Source organism: Roseovarius sp. D22-M7, from assembly GCF_037083785.1.
Classification (GTDB): domain Bacteria; phylum Pseudomonadota; class Alphaproteobacteria; order Rhodobacterales; family Rhodobacteraceae; genus Roseovarius.
Window position 1 is genome coordinate 86196 of sequence record NZ_JBAPKY010000011.1, and the last position, 17057, is coordinate 103252.

The window sequence follows — 17057 nt, forward strand, 5'->3', positions numbered from 1 at the left end:
GGGCAGGTGAATTGTCTTGAATTGAATTCTGAATTCAATATTCTGTCAAGACCTATCTCAGGCCGCGCCCGGATCAGGGGGCATCGGGGGACCATGCTGGACAGTGCCATCCAAGACCGTCTGCGGCGAGAGGTGCGCGGCGAGACCGCGTTCGATCCGTTCGCGCGCGGGCGCTATGCCACCGACGCGTCGATCTACCAGATCATGCCGGCGGGTGTGGTGGTGCCCCGGGTGGCCGAGGATATCGCCGCCGCCATCGAGGCCGCGCGCGGGGCCGGGCTGCCGCTGACCATGCGCGGCGGCGGCACATCGCAATGCGGGCAGACGGTCAATTCCGGGCTGATCGTGGATTGCTCGAAATACCTCAACGGGATCGTGGAGCTGGACGTCGAGGGCCGCCGCGCGGTGGTCGAGCCGGGGATCGTGCTTGATGATCTCAACCGGGCTTTGAGGCCGCACGGGCTGTGGTTCCCGGTCGATGTCTCGACCGGGTCGCGCGCCACCATCGGCGGCATGGTGGGCAACAATTCCTGCGGTGCGCGGTCGCTGCGCTACGGCACCACGCGCGACAATGTCGCCCGGATCGAAGGCTATCTGGCCGACGGGACGCCGTTCGATTTCGGCCCGGGCTCGGGCAACCGCGTGCCCGAGCCGCTGCTGCGGCAGATGCTGGACCTGGGCGCGCGCGAGGCCGAAGAGATCGCCGCGCGGTTTCCCAAGGTGCAGCGCCGGGTCGGGGGCTACAATATCGACGCGCTAGTGCCCGACGCGGCGCCCATCAACCTCGCCCATCTGCTGATCGGATCCGAGGGTACGCTGGCCACCTCGACGGCGATCGAGATCAGGCTGTCGCCGCTGCCCTCGCCGACCCGCATCCTTGGCGTCTGCCATTTCCCGACCTTCCGCGCCGCGATGGAGGCGGCGAAACCGCTGGTGGCATTGAACCCCACCTCGGTCGAGCTGGTGGACCGCACGATGATCGATCTCGCGCGCGTGATCCCGATCTATGCCCGCACGCTGGAGGCGTTCGTGCGCGGGCAACCGGCCGCGATGCTGCTGGTCGAGTTCGCCGATACACCGGAGGAGAACGACGCGAACATGGCGCGGCTGGCCGATACCGTGGCCGATCTGGGCTACGGCTTCGGCAAGGGCGGTAGCTGCGAGGGCGGCGTGGTCGAGGTGCGCGACATGGCGCTGGCCGCCGATATCGGCGAATTGCGTAAGGCCGGGCTGAACATCATGATGTCGATGAAGGACGAGGGCAAACCCGTCTCTTTCGTCGAGGATTGCGCGGTGCCGCTCGATCACCTGCCGGAATATACCGACCGCCTGACCGAAGTGTTCAAGAGCCACGGCACGAACGGCACGTGGTACGCACATGCGTCGGAAGGGTGCCTGCATGTGCGGCCGGTCCTCAATCTGAAGCTCGAGAAGGACGTGCGCGCCATGCGCGAGATCGCAGAGGCGGCGTTCGAGATGGTGCGCGACTACAAGGGCTCGCATTCCGGCGAGCATGGCGACGGCATCGTGCGGTCCGAGTTTCACGGAAAGATGTTCGGGCCGCAGATCCTGAAGGCCTTCGAGGAGGTGAAGGCGGCGTTCGACCCCGACACGCGCCTCAACCCCGGCAAGATCGTGCATGCGCCCAAGATGGATGACCGCAGCCTGATGCGCTATCCGCCGGGCTACGCGTTCGAGGATCTGAAGACCGGGCATGACTGGTCGGCATGGCCCGGCAAGGGCGGCGGATTCCAGGGCGCGGTCGAGATGTGCAACAATAACGGCGCCTGCCGCAAGCTGGCCGGGGGCGCGATGTGCCCCAGCTACCGCGTGACCCGCGACGAGCGGGACGTGACCCGCGGACGGGCCAACGCCCTGCGTCTGGCGCTGTCGGGGAAGCTTGGCAAGGACGCGCTCTACTCCGACGAGATGGCCGAGACCATGAAGCTGTGCGTCGGCTGCAAGGCGTGCAAGCGCGAATGCCCCACCGGCGTCGACATGGCCAAGATGAAGACCGAGGTGCTGTATCAGCGCGGGCAGAAGATGGGGTTCGGCCTGCGCGCGCGGCTGATCGCCGACATGCCGCGTTATGCACGGGTGGCCGTGGCGCTGCGCGGGCTGATGATGCTGCGCAACCGGGTGCCGGTGCTGGCGGCGCTGTCCGAGCGGATCACCGGGCTGGCGCGCGGCCGCGCGTTGCCGATCTTCCGCGGTGATTTCTTCCGGGATGCCGAGGTCGGGCGGGCCCGGTCGGCGGGCAAGGCGGGGAAGGCGGGGAAGGTGATCCTGTTCGCCGACACGTTCAACCGCTGGATGGAGCCCGAGATCCCCCGCGCCGCGCTGCGCGTATTGAGCCGCGCGGGCTACGAGGTGATCACCGCAGGGGCCCCCGGCCGCCCGCTATGTTGCGGGCGCACGTATCTCGCGGCGGGGATGATCGAGCAGGCCCGCGTCGAGGCGCGGCGCACGCTGGAGGCGCTGTTGCCGCATGTCCGCGCGGGCGTTCCGGTGGTGGGGCTGGAGCCGTCCTGCCTGCTGACCCTGCGCGACGAGTTCCTGACGCTGCTGCCGGGCGAGGACGCGCGGCTATTGTCGGAAAACGCGTGGCTGTTCGAGGAATTCGTGGCGCGCGAGGCGCGGGCGGGCGCGCTCGACCTGCCCTTGACCGATACAGGCCGGGTCGCGCGGGTCCACGGGCATTGCCACCAGAAGGCGGCGGGCGTGATGGGCGACATGGGCCATGCGCTGTCGCTGATCCCCGGTCTGGACGCCCGGGATATCGAGAGCAGTTGCTGCGGCATGGCCGGCGCGTTCGGCTACCAGGCGGACACGATCGAGGTGTCGCGCAAGATGGGCGAGGCGGCGCTGCTGCCCGCCATCCGCGCCGCCGCCCCCGAGGATATCGTGATCGCCAACGGCACGTCCTGCCGCCACCAGATCGCCGACGGCACCGGGCGGCGCGCGCTGCACATCGCCGAGGTTTTCGACAGGGCCTCGGCGGAGGCCACGGGGAAGGGCGCGCAAAGATGACCGCCCAGGATCCGGACGCTGCGATGCCCGAGACCAGGCCCGATCCGATCGGGCGCACCGCGCTGGCTGTCGAGATCACCAACCGTTTGCGCCAGATGATCCTCGAAGGCCGGCTTGAGCCGGGCGAGAAGATCAACGAAAAGCGCCTCACCGCGCAGTTCGGCGTGTCGCGTACGCCTTTGCGCGAGGCGCTCAAGGTGCTGGCCGCCGAAGGTCTGCTGGATCTCATCCCGCATCGCGGCGCGGTCATCACCCGGCAAAGCGAGGCCGAGCTGGCCGAGGTGTTCCGCGTTCTGGCGGCGCTGGAAGGGCTGGCCGGGGAGCTGGCCGCGGAGCAGGCGGGCGATGCCGCGTTGCAGGAGATCGCGGCGCTGACCCGCGATCTGCGGCAATCCTTCGAGGAGGCCGACCGGCCCACGTATTTCCGCATCAACCAGGCGATCCACAACGCGGTCCTCGCCGCGGCGGGCAATGACACGCTGCTGCGCTCTCATGCCTTGCTGGCGGTGCGGGTGCAGCGGGCACGCTACCAGGCGAACCTGACGCCCGAGCGCTGGCGCGCGGCCGTCGAGGAACACGAGGCCATCGCCGAGGCATTGTGCGCGCGCGATGCGGCGCGGTCCGCGCGGCTGATGCAGGATCATCTGTTGGCCAAGTTCGCCTCGATCCGGGCGCGGACGTTCGAGTGAGGCGCGCCGATCAGCGCAGCGCGTCGAGATCGGCGCGATCCACCGACAGCCTGACCCCGAGCGCGCCGGTTCCCGCGGCGACCGGGGTCTTGCGCAGGAAAACCTCTGCCGCCGCGATCTGAGGGTGCCCCGCGCAGGCCTGGACGATGCGGGTCATCAGCCGTTCTTGGGTGGCGTAGGGCCCGTCGCGGGCCAGGCGCAGGATCTCGGTTATCAGGGGATCGTAGTCGAAGACATGGTCCATGCCGTCCGCGTCGATCAGGACAAGCGCGGGATCCACGGTCAGGGTCAGGTCCAGCAGGTGCGCGACGGGAACCGTGTCGCCGGGCGCGTAGGTGCCGATCTCGACCGGGATCTCGAGGTTCGTCAGTTCGACGGTGCTTTGGCAGGGCATGGGCGGCCTCCTGAAATATGCTTTCGTGCAGAGCTAGGCCGCGGCGGGCGGCGGTCACGCGCCTGCGACGTGCCGGGGGTGCCGAAGGGGTCTGCAAGCCGCCGCTTTGTCTTGCCGCGCGTCTTCGCTATGGCGGAGTTAAGATTAAGAAAGGCAGGGGTGCGTATGCAGGACGGTCATCTCGGGTCAAATTTGGCCGCGATTGGGATCTTTGTGGGAATTGTCAGTGCGACTATAGCAATGGCGATCCTTGGTGTGCCTTGGGGGGGATGCGGCGCTTTCTTTGTTTGGTTAGTGCTTTGGCTTGTCGCAGGCTTGGCCCTGTCGGGCACCGGCAGCCGTACCTTCCTTGCCGGCACGCTGCGCAAGTCCACCTTCACGCAGATCTACACCACGCTGGCGCGGCGCAACGTGATGTGGGTCTGGGCGCGGTTCTGCGACCCGGCGCCGGACAGCGCGTCGGCGCCCGCGCTCTTCCGCGCCGCGCTGACATGGCGGATCTACGATTTTGCGCTTACACTAGCTATGGCATACCCGGCTGTTTTGCTGATTGGCCAATGGGTCGTGACCGGGGTAAAGGAGCAGGCCGACGGCGTTGTCGTCGTTCCCGAGGCCGAGTTTTGGCCGGATCGTGCAATTTTATCTTGATAGCCGTGACCTTGACGGGTGCGCTGATTAGCACAACGTCCCTAGGGGTACTGCGTACAGCTGTGAACAAGGTCAAGGGCTGTTTGCTTCAAATCGTAATACTGGCCGTAGTCGCCATCGCCATTGCATTTGCATTCATGTATGGAGGACCAGTCGCAGGCACAGTCGCCATCGCCATAGCATTCAGATTCTCAGGCGCAGTCGCAGTTGCGGTCGCAATTGCGAGTGCATTCACAGGTTCGGCTTCAGTCGCAGTTGCGGTCGTCGTTGCACTCGCTTGCGCAGCCATAATTGGTATGCTCGACAATCGCCGCCTGCCGCGCCTTGCTTTGGTCTTACTGACCGGGGCTATGGTCGCGTCTGTGCTGGTGATCGCCAAATGGGTCGACTGGTCGGCGTTGCCCGATGACCGCCGCAGCCTGTTCCTGTTCCTCGCCGTTCTGCCGTTGATCAATGCGCTGTTCGACGTGGTGTCCTACGCGCTCACGCTGTCGCTGATCCGGCGGGGGCCGCGCTCTGGCTTGCCGTTCCTTTGGGGGCTGGCGGATCTGGGGCTGGCCTGCGGTCTGTTGCTCGGGCTGGGGGCTGTGATGGTGGCGGTCATCCACGGGTTGAACCTGCTGGCCGGGGTGCCGTTCCTCGATCTGCCCGCGCTCTTTGCCGGGGTGGAGGCCGATCCGGGGGCGTATGTCTGGCTGTATCTGATGCTGTTCTCGACGCTGGCGCCCACGCTGCTGCACGGCATGCTCAGCCTGCTGGGCGTGCAGGGCATCTGGCCGCGTGTCCTGCGTCGCCCGGTCGCCGGTTGGGTCGAGGCCGCGCCGGCCGGCCCGCTGCACGCGCTGCGCGCCAGCTTTTCGCTGAGCCTTGTCTGGGCGCTGCCGCTGCTGGCGCTGCTGGGCGTGCTGTGGCTGATCTGGCATTACGCGCAGCCGGCGTTGATGGCCGGGTTGCAGCTTTACCTCGACGGGCTGGTCTGGATCGCTGCCACGCCGGTCGGGGCGATCTGACGCCGCGCGTGGCGCGGCGACGGACGCTGCCTCTGACCCGGGGTCAGGGTTTCGCAAAACGGTTGATGATCGATGCAGTATCTTTATGGTTTGCGCACAGTGTCCCGGGTAGCGGGCACCGGAAACAGAAGAACAGGGAGTTCACTCATGAAAGCGACAACCGGACTATTGGCCGCGGCGCTGCTGGCCTCTACCAGCATGGCCGCCTATTCCGAGACCCTGCGCTGGGCGCGGGCCGGGGATTCGCTGACGCTGGATCCGCATGCGCAGAACGAGGGGCCGACCCATACGCTGTCGCACCAGATCTACGAGCCGCTGATCCTGCGCGACACCACCGGTGCGTTCGAGGCGGCACTTGCCACCGACTGGGCGCCCAAGGACGGCGACCCGAATGTCTGGGTCTTCAACCTGCGCCAGGGCGTGAGCTATCACGACGGCGCGGAGTTCACCGCCGAGGACGTGGTGTTCTCGATCAACCGCGCCAAGCAGGAAAATTCCGGGATGAAGGAGCTTCTGGGCTCGATCGTCGAGGTGCGCGCGGTCGATGACCATACCGTCGAGTTCGTCACCGACGGGCCCAACCCGATCCTGCCGTCGAACCTGACCAACCTCTTCATGATGGACAAGGGCTGGGCCGAGGCCAATGACGCGGTCGACGTGCAGGACGTGGATGGCGGCGAAAAGACCTTCGCCACCACCAACGCCAACGGCACCGGCGCGTTCGAGCTGGTCAGCCGCGAGCCGGACGTGAAGACGGTCCTGACGCGCAACGAAGATTACTGGGGCATGGACCAGTTCGCGATGGATGTCAGCGAGATCGTCTACACCCCGATCCAGAACGCCGCCACGCGGGTTGCGGCGCTCTTGTCGGGCGAGGTCGATTTCATCCAGGACGTGCCGGTGCAGGACCTCGAGCGGGTCGAGAACACCGACGGTCTGGTGGTCAAGACCGCGCCGCAGAACCGGACGATCTTCTTCGGCCTGAACCAGGGCCCCGACGACATCGAGAATGACGATGTCGAGGGCGCCAACCCGTTCGCGGATGTGCGCGTGCGCGAGGCGATGAACCTGGCGATCAACCGCGATGCCATCCAGCAGGTCGTGATGCGCGGCCAGAGCCAGCCGGCGGGCGTCATCGCGCCGCCCTTCGTCAACGGCTGGACCGAGGAACTCGACGAGATCTCGACCGACGTGGAAAAGGCCAAGGCGCTGATGGAAGAGGCGGGCTATGGCGACGGCTTCTCGGTGCAGCTCGATTGCCCGAACGACCGCTATGTCAACGACGAGTCGATCTGCCAGGCCGCGGTCGGCATGTTCAGCCAGATCGGCATTTCGGTGAACCTCGACGCCAAGCCCAAGGCGCAGCATTTCCCGCTGATCTCCTCGGGGGGCACGGATTTCTACATGCTGGGCTGGGGTGTGCCGACCTATGACAGCGAGTATATCTTCAACTTCCTCGTGCACACGCGCGGCGCGGATCGCGGCAGCTGGAACGGCACCGGGTATTCCAACCCCGATCTCGACGCCAAGATCCAGAGCCTGTCGTCGGAAACCGATCTGGAAAAGCGCAACGCGACCATCGCCGAGATCTGGAACACGGTGCAGGACGAGGTGCTTTACCTGCCGATCCATCACCAGGTCCTGAACTGGGGCATGGCCGAGAAGGTGGGAATCGAGGTCAGCCCCGAGGACGATCCGAAGATGAAATACTTCACCATGAACTGAGCCCTTGCGGGCGGCGGGCCGGCGTGCCGCCGCCCGTATCCCGTGACCGCGATCGGAGGCTTTGATGCTGGCCTATATCATTCGGCGCGTCGCGCAATCGGTGGTCGTGCTTCTGGTCGTCGGGCTTGTCGCCTTCGCGATGTTCCGCTTCGTGGGCGATCCGGTCGACGCGATGCTGGGCCAGGAACGCACGCAGGCCGATATCGAGCGGCTGACCGAAGAGCTGGGCCTCGATCAGCCCTTCCCGGTGCAATACTGGCGGTTTCTCGAACAGGCCGCACAGGGCAATTTCGGGCGCAGCTACCGGCAGGGGCGCCCGGTGTCCGAGATCCTCGTCGAACGTCTGCCGGCGACGCTGGAGCTTGCCTTCGTGTCGGGGGTGATGGCGCTGGCGGGCGGTGTCGCGCTCGGGATCTTCACGGCGATCCGGCGGCGCGGCATCTCGGCCAACGTGATCATGACGCTGTCGCTGATCGGGGTGTCGCTGCCCACCTTCCTGATCGGCATCCTGCTGATCTACGTCTTTTCGGTCGAGTTGGGCTGGCTGCCCAGTTTCGGCCGCGGCGAGGTCACGCGGGTCGGCGGCTGGACCACCGGGTTCCTCACCGAAAGCGGGCTGAAGGCGCTGGTGCTGCCGGCGATCACCCTGGGGCTGTACCAGATGACGCTGATCATGCGGCTGGTGCGCACCGAAATGCTGGAGGTGCTGCGCATGGATTACATCCGCTTCGCCCGCGCCCGCGGCATCCGCGAGCGATCCATCAATTTCCGCCACGCGCTGAAGAACACGCTGGTGCCGGTGATCACCATCACCGGCCTGCAACTGGGCAGCATCATCGCCTTCGCGATCATCACCGAGACGGTGTTCCAGTGGCCCGGCGTGGGCCTCCTGTTCATCAACGCGATCCAGTTCGTGGATATTCCGGTGATGGCGGCGTACCTGATGATGATCTCGGTGATGTTCGTGGGCATCAACCTGATCGTCGACATGCTGTATTTCGCGATCGACCCGCGGCTGCGCGTCGACCGCACGGCGGGAGGGCACTGAGATGGCCGAGGCCCGGACCGAGACCCCGACGACCCCGACAGCCCCCCGCCCCTCGCGCCTGCGCCGCACATGGGAAAGCGATTTCGTCTGGTCGTTCCGGCATTCGCCGGTGGCGGTGGTGTCCTTCGCGGTGGCGCTGCTGATGATGCTGGGCGCGCTGTTCGCGCCCGTCATCGCGCCGCACAACCCGTTCGACCCCTCGACGCTCAACCTGATGAACGGCTTCACCCCGCCGGGGCAGGCCAACCAGTTCACCGGCGAGTTCTTCGTGCTGGGCACCGACGATCAGGGCCGCGACGTGTTGTCGACGATCCTGTTCGGGATGCGCATCTCGCTTTTCGTGGGGTTGTCGGCGGTGCTGCTTGCGATGGTGCTGGGGGTCACGCTGGGGCTGATGGCGGGCTACCTCGGTGGCTGGGCCGAGTCGATCATCATGCGCGTGGCCGATGTGCAGCTGACCTTTCCCGCGATCCTCGTGGCGATGCTGATCTTCGGGATCGCAAAGGGCATCACCCCGCCCGAGCATCGCGACGCGATGGCGATCTGGGTGCTGATCCTCGCCATAGGGCTGTCGGACTGGGTGCAGTTCGCGCGCGTGGTACGTGGTGCGACGCTGGTGGAGAAGAACAAGGAATACGTGCAGGCGGCAAAGCTGATCGGGCGCACGCCGTTCTCGATCATGCTGCGCCACATCCTGCCCAACGTGCTGAACCCGGTGCTGGTGATCGCGACGATTTCGCTGGCGCTGGCGATCATCGCCGAGGCGACGCTGTCGTTTCTCGGGGTGGGCGCGCCGCCGACCAAGCCGTCGCTGGGCACGCTGATCCGGATCGGGCAGGAGTTCATGTTCTCGGGCGAATGGTGGATCCTGTTCTTTCCCGCCGCCACGCTGCTGGCGCTGGCCCTGTCGATCAACCTGCTGGGCGACTGGCTGCGCGATGCCCTGAACCCGAGGCTGAGATGAGCGATACCCCCGTCCTTTCGGTCCGCGACCTCGTCGTGGAGATTCCCACGCGGCACGGCATCCTGCGGCCGGTCGATCATGTCAGCTACGACATCGCGTCGGGCGAGATCCTGGGCGTGGTGGGCGAATCCGGCGCGGGCAAGTCGATGACCGGCAATGCCGTGATCGGCCTTCTGGACCCGCCCGCGCGGATCACGTCCGGCGAGGTGCTGCTCATGGGGCAACCCGTTCACAACCTGCGCGGGGAGGCGCTGCGGCGCTTGCGGGGCAAGCGGATGGGGATGATCTTCCAGGACCCGCTGACCTCGCTCAACCCGCTGCTGACGGTGGGCGACCAGCTGGCCGAGACCATTCTCGAGCATCTCGATCTCAGCCAGTCGGAGGCCCGCAAGCGCGCCGTCGCCGCCCTCGACGAGGTGGGCATCCCCGCCGCCAGTCAGCGGATGGGCAGCTATCCGCACGAATTCTCGGGCGGGATGCGGCAGCGCGTGGTCATCGCATTGGCGCTTTGTGCCGAACCCGACCTGGTGATCGCCGACGAGCCGACGACTGCGCTGGACGTGTCGGTGCAGGCGCAGATCATCGTGCTGCTCAAGCGGCTGTGCCGCGAGCGCGGCGTGGCGGTGATGCTGGTCACTCATGACATGGGCGTTATCGCAGAGGCCGCCGACCGGGTTGCGGTGATGTATGCCGGGCGTCTGGCCGAGCTTGGCCCCGTGCGCGAGGTTCTGGGGCGCGCGCGGCATCCCTATACCGCCGGTCTGATGGCCTCGACCCCGCTGGCGAGCCAGGGGCGCACGCGGTTGCGGCAGATCCCCGGCGCGATGCCGCGTCTGGGCAACCTGCCGCCCGGCTGCGCCTTCGCCCCGCGCTGCGATCGGGCGCAGCCGGTCTGCCGGCAGGAGCCCGGCCCGACGCTGGACACCTGCGACGGCCGCGCGGCCTGCTGGTTTCCCCTGACCCGCGACGTGAAAGAAGAGGCCGAAGCATGAGCGCGATCATCAACGTGCAGAACCTCAGCCGCATCTTCGACGTCTCGAAACCGTGGCTCAACCGGGTGATCGAGCGTCGGCCGCGGGCGCTGCTGACCGCGGTGTCCGAGGTCAGCTTCGAGGTGCCCGAGAACAGCGTCTACGCGCTGGTCGGCGAAAGCGGGTCCGGCAAGTCCACCATCGGCAAGATCATCGTCGGGCTGGTGCCGCCCTCGGACGGTGCTGTCGAGATCGAGGGCGTGGATCTGGCGAGCGAGACCGACGCGGCCAAGATCGACGCGGTGCGCGCGCATATCCAGATGATCTTTCAGGATCCCTACGCCTCGCTCAACCCGCGCTGGCGGGTGCGCGACATCATCGTCGAGCCGGTCGCGGCGCGCGGCGGCCGGACCGAGGGGCTGGCCGAGCGTCTGCTGGAACAGGTGGGCCTGTCGGCGGCGGATGCGGGCAAGTATCCGCACGAGTTTTCGGGCGGGCAGCGGCAGCGCATCTGCATCGCCCGCGCGCTGTCATCCGAGCCCAGGATCATCGTCTGCGACGAGCCGACATCGGCGCTGGACGTCTCGGTGCAAAGCCAGGTGTTGAACCTGATGACCGATCTGCGCGAGGAATACGGGCTGACCTACCTTTTCATCAGCCATGACCTGACGGTGGTGCATCACATGGCCGACGTGATCGGCGTGCTGTACCTCGGGCGGCTGGTCGAGGAGGCGCCGCGCGACGCGCTTTTCGACGATCCCAAGCATCCCTATACGCAGATGCTGTTCGACGCCGCGCCGCGGATGGATGCCTACGGCCGCGAGGTGGATCCGCCCAAGGGCGAGATCCCCGACGCGATCAACCCGCCCCCGGGCTGCGCCTTTCACCCGCGGTGCCCGATCGCGGTGGCGCGCTGCAGCGTCGAGCGTCCCGAGATGCGCCGCATCGGCGACACGCGCGTCGCTTGCCACCTCGCGGAGTGATGCCGCGCCGATCGACCGAATCGCGGCTTTGCCGGGCGGGATCGAGGGCGATGGCTGGCGCACTGCCGGCAGGTGCGACAGGAAGATCCTTTACATCTGACCACCCGATCATCATATTCATGTTCAAGAATGTAATTCTGCGCGCTGCGCGACGGTGATCTGCCGGCTTTACACGGTGCTCGGCATCCGCACCTGCCGGCGCTGACGGCCCGGCCCTGAGCGAAGGAGTGAAAACATGACGCAATATCCGGTCGACATGAGCGTGACCCCGCAGGTGACCGCGTTTTTCGACGAGGCCACCAACACCATCAGCTATGTCGTCCGCGACCCCGGCTCGACCACCTGCGCGGTGGTCGATTCGGTGATGGATATCGACATGGCGGCGGGGCGCATCACCTATGACCACGCCGACGCGATGATCGCCCATATCACGGCCGAGGGGCTGACCCTCGAATGGATCATCGAGACGCATGTCCATGCCGATCACCTCTCGGCGGCGCCCTATATCCAGCAGCAGCTCGGCGGCAAGATCGGCATCGGCGAGAAGATCCTCGTGGTGCAGGACGTGTTCGGCAAGATCTTCAACGAGGGCACCGAGTTCCAGCGCGACGGCAGCCAGTTCGACCGGCTGTTCACCGACGGCGACACCTATACCATCGGCGGCCTGAGCTGTTTCGCGATGCACACGCCCGGCCACACGCCGGCCTGCATGACCCATGTGATGGGCGATGCGGCCTTCGTGGGCGATACGCTCTTCATGCCCGATGGCGGCTCGGCGCGCGCCGATTTTCCCGGCGGCGATGCGGGGCAGCTTTACGACAGCATCCAGAAGGTGCTGGCCCTGCCCGACGAGATGCGGCTGTTCATGTGCCATGATTACGGCCCCAACGGCCGCGACATCCGGTGGGAGACGACCGTGGCCGAGGAAAAGGCCCACAACATCCACGTGGGCGGCGGCAAGACCAAAGNGACGACCGTGGCCGAGGAAAAGGCCCACAACATCCACGTGGGCGGCGGCAAGACCAAAGAGGAGTTCGTCCGCTTCCGCACGACGCGCGACGCGCAGCTTGGCATGCCGCGGCTGATCCTGCCCTCGCTGCAGGTCAACATGCGCGCCGGCGAGGTGCCGACGGACAAGGACGGCAACCCGATGCTGAAACTGCCGGTGAACACGCTCTGAACGCCGGTCCCGGAACACAGATCCACGTGCCCCGGGCCCTTGCCCGGGGCACTTTCCTTGCGACCGAACACCGAGAAGGCCCGCGCCCCGGATGAAGCCGCTTTTCGCCCGCTATTTCCCGCCCCTCGACTGGGGCCGCGGCTATACCCGCGACACGCTGACCAACGATCTGATGGCGGCGGTGATCGTGACCATCATGCTGATCCCGCAATCGCTGGCCTACGCGCTGCTCGCGGGGCTGCCGGCGCAGGCGGGGATCTATGCCTCGATCGTGCCAATCGTGCTTTACGCGCTGTTCGGCACCAGCCGCGCGCTGGCCGTGGGGCCGGTGGCGGTGGTGTCGCTGATGACGGCGGCGGCGATCGGGCAGGTGGCCGAGGCGGGCAGCATGGGCTATGCCGCCGCCGCGCTGACGCTGGCGCTGCTGTCGGGCGCGATGCTGCTGGGGCTGGGGCTGCTGCGCCTCGGCTTCATCGCCAATTTCCTCAGCCATCCGGTGATCGCCGGCTTCATCACGGCGAGCGGCATCCTGATCGCCACCAGCCAGCTCAAGCATATCCTCGGCGTGCCCGCCGAAGGCCACACGCTTGTCCAGATGGCGGCATCCCTGGTGCGGCAGGCGGGCGCGGTGCACTGGCCGACACTGGTCATCGGCGTGCTGGCGACCGCGTTTCTCTTCTGGGTACGCAAGGGGTTGAAGCCGCTGCTGATGCGCACCGGGCTGGCGCCGCGCGCCGCGGATCTTCTGGCCAAGGCCGGCCCGGTGGTGGCGGTCGCGGCCACGACCGTGGCGGTCTGGGCACTGGATCTCGCCGCGCGGGGGGTGGCCATCGTCGGCGCGGTGCCGCGGGGGCTTCCGCCGCTGACCATGCCCGACCTGTCGCCGGATCTTCTGGGGATGCTTCTGATCCCGGCCGCGCTGATCTCGGTGATCGGGTTCGTCGAGTCGGTCTCGGTGGCGCAGACGCTTGCCGCGAAGAAGCGCCAGCGCATCGATCCCGACCAGGAGCTGATCGGGCTGGGCGCGGCCAATATCGGCGCCGCCTTCACCGGCGGGTACCCGGTGACCGGCGGCTTTGCCCGTTCGGTGGTCAATTACGATGCCGGCGCCGAAACGCCTGCAGCCGGGGCCTTCACCGCCGTCGGGCTGGCGATCGCGGCGGTCGCGCTGACCCCGCTGATCTTTTTCCTGCCGCAGGCCACGTTGGCCGCGACGATCATCGTCGCCGTGCTGAGCCTTGTCGATTTCTCGATCCTGCGGAAATCATGGGCCTATTCGAGGTCCGATTTCGCCGCCGTGCTGGCCACCATCCTGCTGACGCTGGGGCTGGGGGTCGAGGCGGGCGTGTCGGCGGGGGTCATCCTGTCGCTGGTGCTACATCTCTACAAGACCTCGCGCCCGCACGTGGCCGAGGTCGGGCGCGTCCCGGGCACCGAGCATTTCCGCAACATCAAGCGCCACAAGGTCGAGACCGATCCGACGCTGCTGACATTGCGGGTCGATCAAAGCCTTTATTTCGCCAATGCGCGGTTCCTCGAGGACCTGATCCAGGATCGCATGGCCGGGGACCGGGCGCTGCGGCACGTGGTGCTGATGTGCTCGGCGGTCAACGAGATCGATTTCTCGGCGCTCGAAAGCCTCGAGGCGATCAACGCGCGCCTCGCGGCGACCGGCATCACGCTGCATCTGAGCGAGGTCAAGGGCCCGGTCATGGATCGCCTCGAGCGCAGCCATTTCCTTAATGACCTCACCGGCCGGGTGTTCCTGTCGCAGCACGACGCGTGGGACGCGCTTGTTCCCAAGGGCCCGCACGCGGCCTGAGGTTGCGGTCCCAAGCCGAACACGACGCCCCGGTGTCCCGGATGCACTCGGGACGTTCTGAAACGCTGGACGTCGACGCGCGCCGCGTCCAACGTCGGCAGGGTCTTGCGCGCATCGAATGTCTCGCAGCCGTATCCCGACAAGGCGATGGCGGGACGGATCGTCAGGGTGCGGACCCGCGTCGAAAACGTCCCGGATCGGTGCCGCGCCGCTCTTGCAGGCGAAGGCAGAGGGTTTGCCGGTCGCGCGCGGTCAGCAGGCTGCGCGCCAGCGGCAGAAGAATGGCCTTGCCGGCCATCAGGTAGCGGCGAAGGCGGCGCGTGCCGCAGGCCAGGGTGACGGCGTCGGGCACCGTCGGCGGGCAGCCGGTCCCAAGGCATCTCGCCACGAGATTGCACAGGTCCGGCAGGCCGTCGCGTGCAAGGTCGAGGTCGTTCCCGATCCGCGCGAGCGACCGTGCAAGTCCGTCACCGGACGGGCATCGCCGGCGCAGCAGCGGGAGGAGATCCTCGGTCGTGTCGCGCAGGTGCCGGGGCAGGTCGGTTCGAAGGCCCCGCAGCGCCTGCCGTGTCAGATCGGGATCCAGGGTTTCAGAGCCTGAAATCGCGTCAAGATCCTCGCAGACCTTGCGCGCACGGCGCAGGTCCCCGGCGATGATGTCAAGCGGGCAGCTGCGCGGGTCGGGGCCGGTCGAGCGCACCTCACTGCAGGAAGACTGTGGTCTTGCTGTCGTCGTCATGACCGGCCCCTTTCACGGGATCAGATCGGGTCGAGAGTCGCGCCCTGGATGTCGCTTTGATCCGCAAGTTCGGCGATGAACGCGCGCGAGGCCGCGGTCCAGGCGGCCTTTTCCAGCGCCTGCGCGATTTTCGGCGCGACCGTCTGGTAGGGCAGGACCGCGCCGGGAGCGACGGCGTTCAGGCGGATGATGTGCCAGCCATGGCGGGACTGCACCGGGTCCGGCGTGACGGTTTCCGCGTCGAGACCCCGCAAGGCGGCCTCGAATTCCGGCACGGTGTCGCCGGGGCCGAGCTGCCCGAGCGCCCCACCCGCGGATTTCGACCCGCATTCGCTTTCGCGCGCGGCCGTGGCCGCGAACCCCTTGGCGTCGCCGTCGAGCCGCGCGAGCAGCGCCTCGGCGCGGGCCCGGGCGGCAGCGCTTGCGGTCTCGTCGCGCGGATCGCAGGCACACAGGATGTGTGACACGTCCCATAGCGGGGCCGAGCGGAAGCGGTCGGGATCGCGCGCCCATTCCGCGTGGATCTGCGCTTCGGTCACCTCGGGCGGTTCGACGGCCTCTTCGAGCAGCGTGCGGATCGTCGCCTCATCCTCGGTCTCGAACCGGCCGGGGGCCAGTTCGTGGACCTCGGCCTGCAGTCCCCGTCGGGCCGCTTCCTGCAACAGCAGGGCGCGGATGGTCAGCGCCTGCGCGGCCTTGCGCCAGGCGATGCCGGGCTTGTCGCGCGGGCCGGGATGGTTCTGGGCCTCGGCCGCGATGGCGGCCGGGGGGATGGTTTCGCCATTGACGACGACATCGGGAAAGAGGGCGTTCATCATGCTCACTCCGCAGGTGTGGTCTTGGGCGACGGACCCTTGGGCGTCCCGGCCCGGTCGATCGCGCGCCGGCGGTCGGCCAGCGGACGCGTGCGCCGCGAGCGCACCACCTGGTAGCCGGGGCGCAGCGTGACGTAGCGCAGCGGGATCGACAGCATGTGCACCAGCCGGGTGAACGGGAACAGCGCCACGATCACCATGCCCAGAAGGATATGCGCCTTGTAGAGCCAGTGGACATCCACGACCTGCGCCCATGCGTTGAGTTGCAGGGTCATCACGCTTTGCGACCATGTCATGAACAGCACCATCTTGCCGCCATCCATGTGCTGCAGCGTCAGGATTATGGTGCCCATGCCGATGACGATCTGCAGCCAGAGGATCGCAAGGATGCCGATATCGGCATAGCTGGAATTGACGCGGATGCGGGTGTCGAACAGCCGCCGGTGCAGCAGCATGCTGGCGCCCACGAAGGCCGCCAGCCCCGCCGTCCCGCCGAGGATCACCGCCACCCACTGCTTGAACCCGTAGCTGATGCCGAGGGCGTCGAGCACCCAGATCGGCGTGAAAAGCCCGATCAGGTGCCCGAAGAACAGCACGATGATGCCCACGTGAAAGAGGACCGAGCCCCACATCAACTGCTTGCGCCGCAGAAGCTGGCTGGAGGACGATTTCCAGGTGAAGGGATCACGCTCGTAGCGCGCGATGGTCCCGATCAGCGCGACGGCCAGCACCGCGTAGGGCAGGATGCCGAAGATCAGGTAGTTGAGATCGAAATTTCCGAACATGTCATCTGCTCCTATTCAGCCGGGTTCGACACGCGGTCGGTGCGTGGTGTTCCGGGGTCCATCTGCGCAAGCATGTCGCGCACCTGCGGGCAGCCGGCATTCGGGTCGGGGCCGAAAGTGACCTCGGCCTCTTCCCAGACGGCATCGAGGGCCTCCAGATCGGTGGGATCGTCGTCGGGCTCTGCCAGAAGTTCCGCGACCGCCTCGCTGTCGGCCTGCCCATGCGCAAGCTGGATCAGCGCCGGGAAAAGCGG

15 protein-coding genes and 1 pseudogene are annotated in these 17057 nt (G+C 67.0%); 11 read left to right on the top strand and 5 right to left on the bottom strand.

Features of this window, described 5'->3' with window-relative positions; translation table 11 throughout:
• The first annotated feature begins 93 nt into the window (after positions 1 to 93).
• Positions 94 to 3030 (top strand): FAD-binding and (Fe-S)-binding domain-containing protein, encoded by a 2937-nt coding sequence (locus tag V8324_RS07370; RefSeq protein WP_336419283.1) that lies wholly within the window; start codon positions 94 to 96, stop codon positions 3028 to 3030.
• Entirely contained in the window at positions 3027 to 3719 is a 693-nt protein-coding gene (locus V8324_RS07375; RefSeq protein ID WP_336419284.1) for a GntR family transcriptional regulator, read from the top strand. The genes V8324_RS07370 and V8324_RS07375 overlap by 4 nt, the downstream gene beginning before the upstream one ends.
• Positions 3720 to 3729: 10 nt before the next feature.
• On the opposite strand, the gene V8324_RS07380 is transcribed toward V8324_RS07375, so the two are convergent.
• The gene (locus V8324_RS07380; RefSeq protein ID WP_336419285.1) at positions 3730 to 4113 is read right to left on the bottom strand and encodes a dihydroneopterin aldolase; all 384 of its coding nucleotides are present in this window, start codon (positions 4111 to 4113) and stop codon (positions 3730 to 3732) included.
• Positions 4114 to 4278: 165 nt separating this feature from the next.
• Here V8324_RS07380 and V8324_RS07385 point away from each other — a divergent pair, with 165 nt between their 5' ends.
• From V8324_RS07385 to V8324_RS07425, 9 genes are all read left to right on the top strand, one after another.
• Complete coding sequence (locus V8324_RS07385) at positions 4279 to 4761, top strand: hypothetical protein (RefSeq protein ID WP_336419286.1); 483 nt, start codon at positions 4279 to 4281, stop codon at positions 4759 to 4761.
• A 350-nt stretch (positions 4762 to 5111) separates the two neighbouring features.
• Positions 5112 to 5771 carry a hypothetical protein gene (locus V8324_RS07390; RefSeq protein ID WP_336419287.1) on the top strand — a complete coding sequence of 220 codons (660 nt, stop codon included), beginning with the start codon at positions 5112 to 5114 and terminating at the stop codon, positions 5769 to 5771.
• 147 nt (positions 5772 to 5918) lie between these two features.
• A complete protein-coding gene (locus tag V8324_RS07395) occupies positions 5919 to 7496 on the top strand; it encodes an ABC transporter substrate-binding protein (RefSeq protein WP_336419288.1) in 1578 nt (525 codons plus the stop codon).
• Positions 7497 to 7560: 64 nt separating this feature from the next.
• Positions 7561 to 8544 carry an ABC transporter permease gene (locus V8324_RS07400; protein ID WP_336419289.1) on the top strand — a complete coding sequence of 328 codons (984 nt, stop codon included), beginning with the start codon at positions 7561 to 7563 and terminating at the stop codon, positions 8542 to 8544.
• 1 nt (position 8545) lies between these two features.
• Positions 8546 to 9508, top strand: a complete 963-nt coding sequence (locus V8324_RS07405; protein ID WP_336419290.1) for an ABC transporter permease — start codon at positions 8546 to 8548, stop codon at positions 9506 to 9508.
• Positions 9505 to 10500: an ABC transporter ATP-binding protein gene (locus V8324_RS07410; protein WP_336419291.1), complete on the top strand. Its 996-nt coding sequence runs from the start codon at positions 9505 to 9507 to the stop codon at positions 10498 to 10500. Before V8324_RS07405 ends, V8324_RS07410 begins: the two co-directional genes overlap by 4 nt.
• Positions 10497 to 11462, top strand: a complete 966-nt coding sequence (locus tag V8324_RS07415; protein ID WP_336419292.1) for an ABC transporter ATP-binding protein — start codon at positions 10497 to 10499, stop codon at positions 11460 to 11462. The genes V8324_RS07410 and V8324_RS07415 overlap by 4 nt, the downstream gene beginning before the upstream one ends.
• A gap of 235 nt (positions 11463 to 11697) precedes the next feature.
• Positions 11698 to 12642 (top strand): MBL fold metallo-hydrolase, encoded by a 945-nt coding sequence (locus V8324_RS07420; RefSeq protein WP_336419293.1) that lies wholly within the window; start codon positions 11698 to 11700, stop codon positions 12640 to 12642.
• Positions 12643 to 12733: 91 nt separating this feature from the next.
• Positions 12734 to 14464 (top strand): SulP family inorganic anion transporter, encoded by a 1731-nt coding sequence (locus V8324_RS07425; RefSeq protein ID WP_336419294.1) that lies wholly within the window; start codon positions 12734 to 12736, stop codon positions 14462 to 14464.
• A 163-nt stretch (positions 14465 to 14627) separates the two neighbouring features.
• Here the strand turns inward: V8324_RS07425 and V8324_RS07430 are convergent, their stop codons facing one another.
• The 4 genes and pseudogenes from V8324_RS07430 to V8324_RS07445 all read right to left on the bottom strand — a co-directional run.
• Entirely contained in the window at positions 14628 to 15203 is a 576-nt protein-coding gene (locus V8324_RS07430) for a hypothetical protein (protein WP_336419295.1), read from the bottom strand.
• Positions 15204 to 15223: 20 nt separating this feature from the next.
• Positions 15224 to 16021, bottom strand: coding sequence for a peptidylprolyl isomerase (locus V8324_RS07435; protein ID WP_336419296.1), 798 nt, complete (start codon positions 16019 to 16021; stop codon positions 15224 to 15226).
• A 2-nt stretch (positions 16022 to 16023) separates the two neighbouring features.
• The gene (gene narI / locus V8324_RS07440; RefSeq protein ID WP_336419297.1) at positions 16024 to 16803 is read right to left on the bottom strand and encodes a respiratory nitrate reductase subunit gamma; all 780 of its coding nucleotides are present in this window, start codon (positions 16801 to 16803) and stop codon (positions 16024 to 16026) included.
• Positions 16804 to 16814: 11 nt separating this feature from the next.
• Positions 16815 to 17057, bottom strand: a pseudogene (locus tag V8324_RS07445) (hypothetical protein); the annotation flags it as partial.

Bases quoted from the DNA above. Each gene is read 5' to 3' on its own strand.
- V8324_RS07415 (WP_336419292.1), top strand. From the start codon at position 10,497: ATGAGCGCGATCATCAACGTGCAGAACCTCAGCCGCATCTTCGACGTC.
- V8324_RS07380 (WP_336419285.1), bottom strand. From the start codon at position 4,113: ATGCCCTGCCAAAGCACCGTCGAACTGACGAACCTCGAGATCCCGGTC.
- V8324_RS07375 (WP_336419284.1), top strand. From the start codon at position 3,027: ATGACCGCCCAGGATCCGGACGCTGCGATGCCCGAGACCAGGCCCGAT.
- V8324_RS07430 (WP_336419295.1), bottom strand. From the start codon at position 15,203: ATGACGACGACAGCAAGACCACAGTCTTCCTGCAGTGAGGTGCGCTCG.
- V8324_RS07390 (WP_336419287.1), top strand. From the start codon at position 5,112: ATGGTCGCGTCTGTGCTGGTGATCGCCAAATGGGTCGACTGGTCGGCG.
- narI (WP_336419297.1), bottom strand. From the start codon at position 16,803: ATGTTCGGAAATTTCGATCTCAACTACCTGATCTTCGGCATCCTGCCC.
- V8324_RS07370 (WP_336419283.1), top strand. From the start codon at position 94: ATGCTGGACAGTGCCATCCAAGACCGTCTGCGGCGAGAGGTGCGCGGC.
- V8324_RS07410 (WP_336419291.1), top strand. From the start codon at position 9,505: ATGAGCGATACCCCCGTCCTTTCGGTCCGCGACCTCGTCGTGGAGATT.
- V8324_RS07405 (WP_336419290.1), top strand. From the start codon at position 8,546: ATGGCCGAGGCCCGGACCGAGACCCCGACGACCCCGACAGCCCCCCGC.
- V8324_RS07435 (WP_336419296.1), bottom strand. From the start codon at position 16,021: ATGATGAACGCCCTCTTTCCCGATGTCGTCGTCAATGGCGAAACCATC.
- V8324_RS07400 (WP_336419289.1), top strand. From the start codon at position 7,561: ATGCTGGCCTATATCATTCGGCGCGTCGCGCAATCGGTGGTCGTGCTT.
- V8324_RS07395 (WP_336419288.1), top strand. From the start codon at position 5,919: ATGAAAGCGACAACCGGACTATTGGCCGCGGCGCTGCTGGCCTCTACC.
- V8324_RS07425 (WP_336419294.1), top strand. From the start codon at position 12,734: ATGAAGCCGCTTTTCGCCCGCTATTTCCCGCCCCTCGACTGGGGCCGC.
- V8324_RS07385 (WP_336419286.1), top strand. From the start codon at position 4,279: ATGCAGGACGGTCATCTCGGGTCAAATTTGGCCGCGATTGGGATCTTT.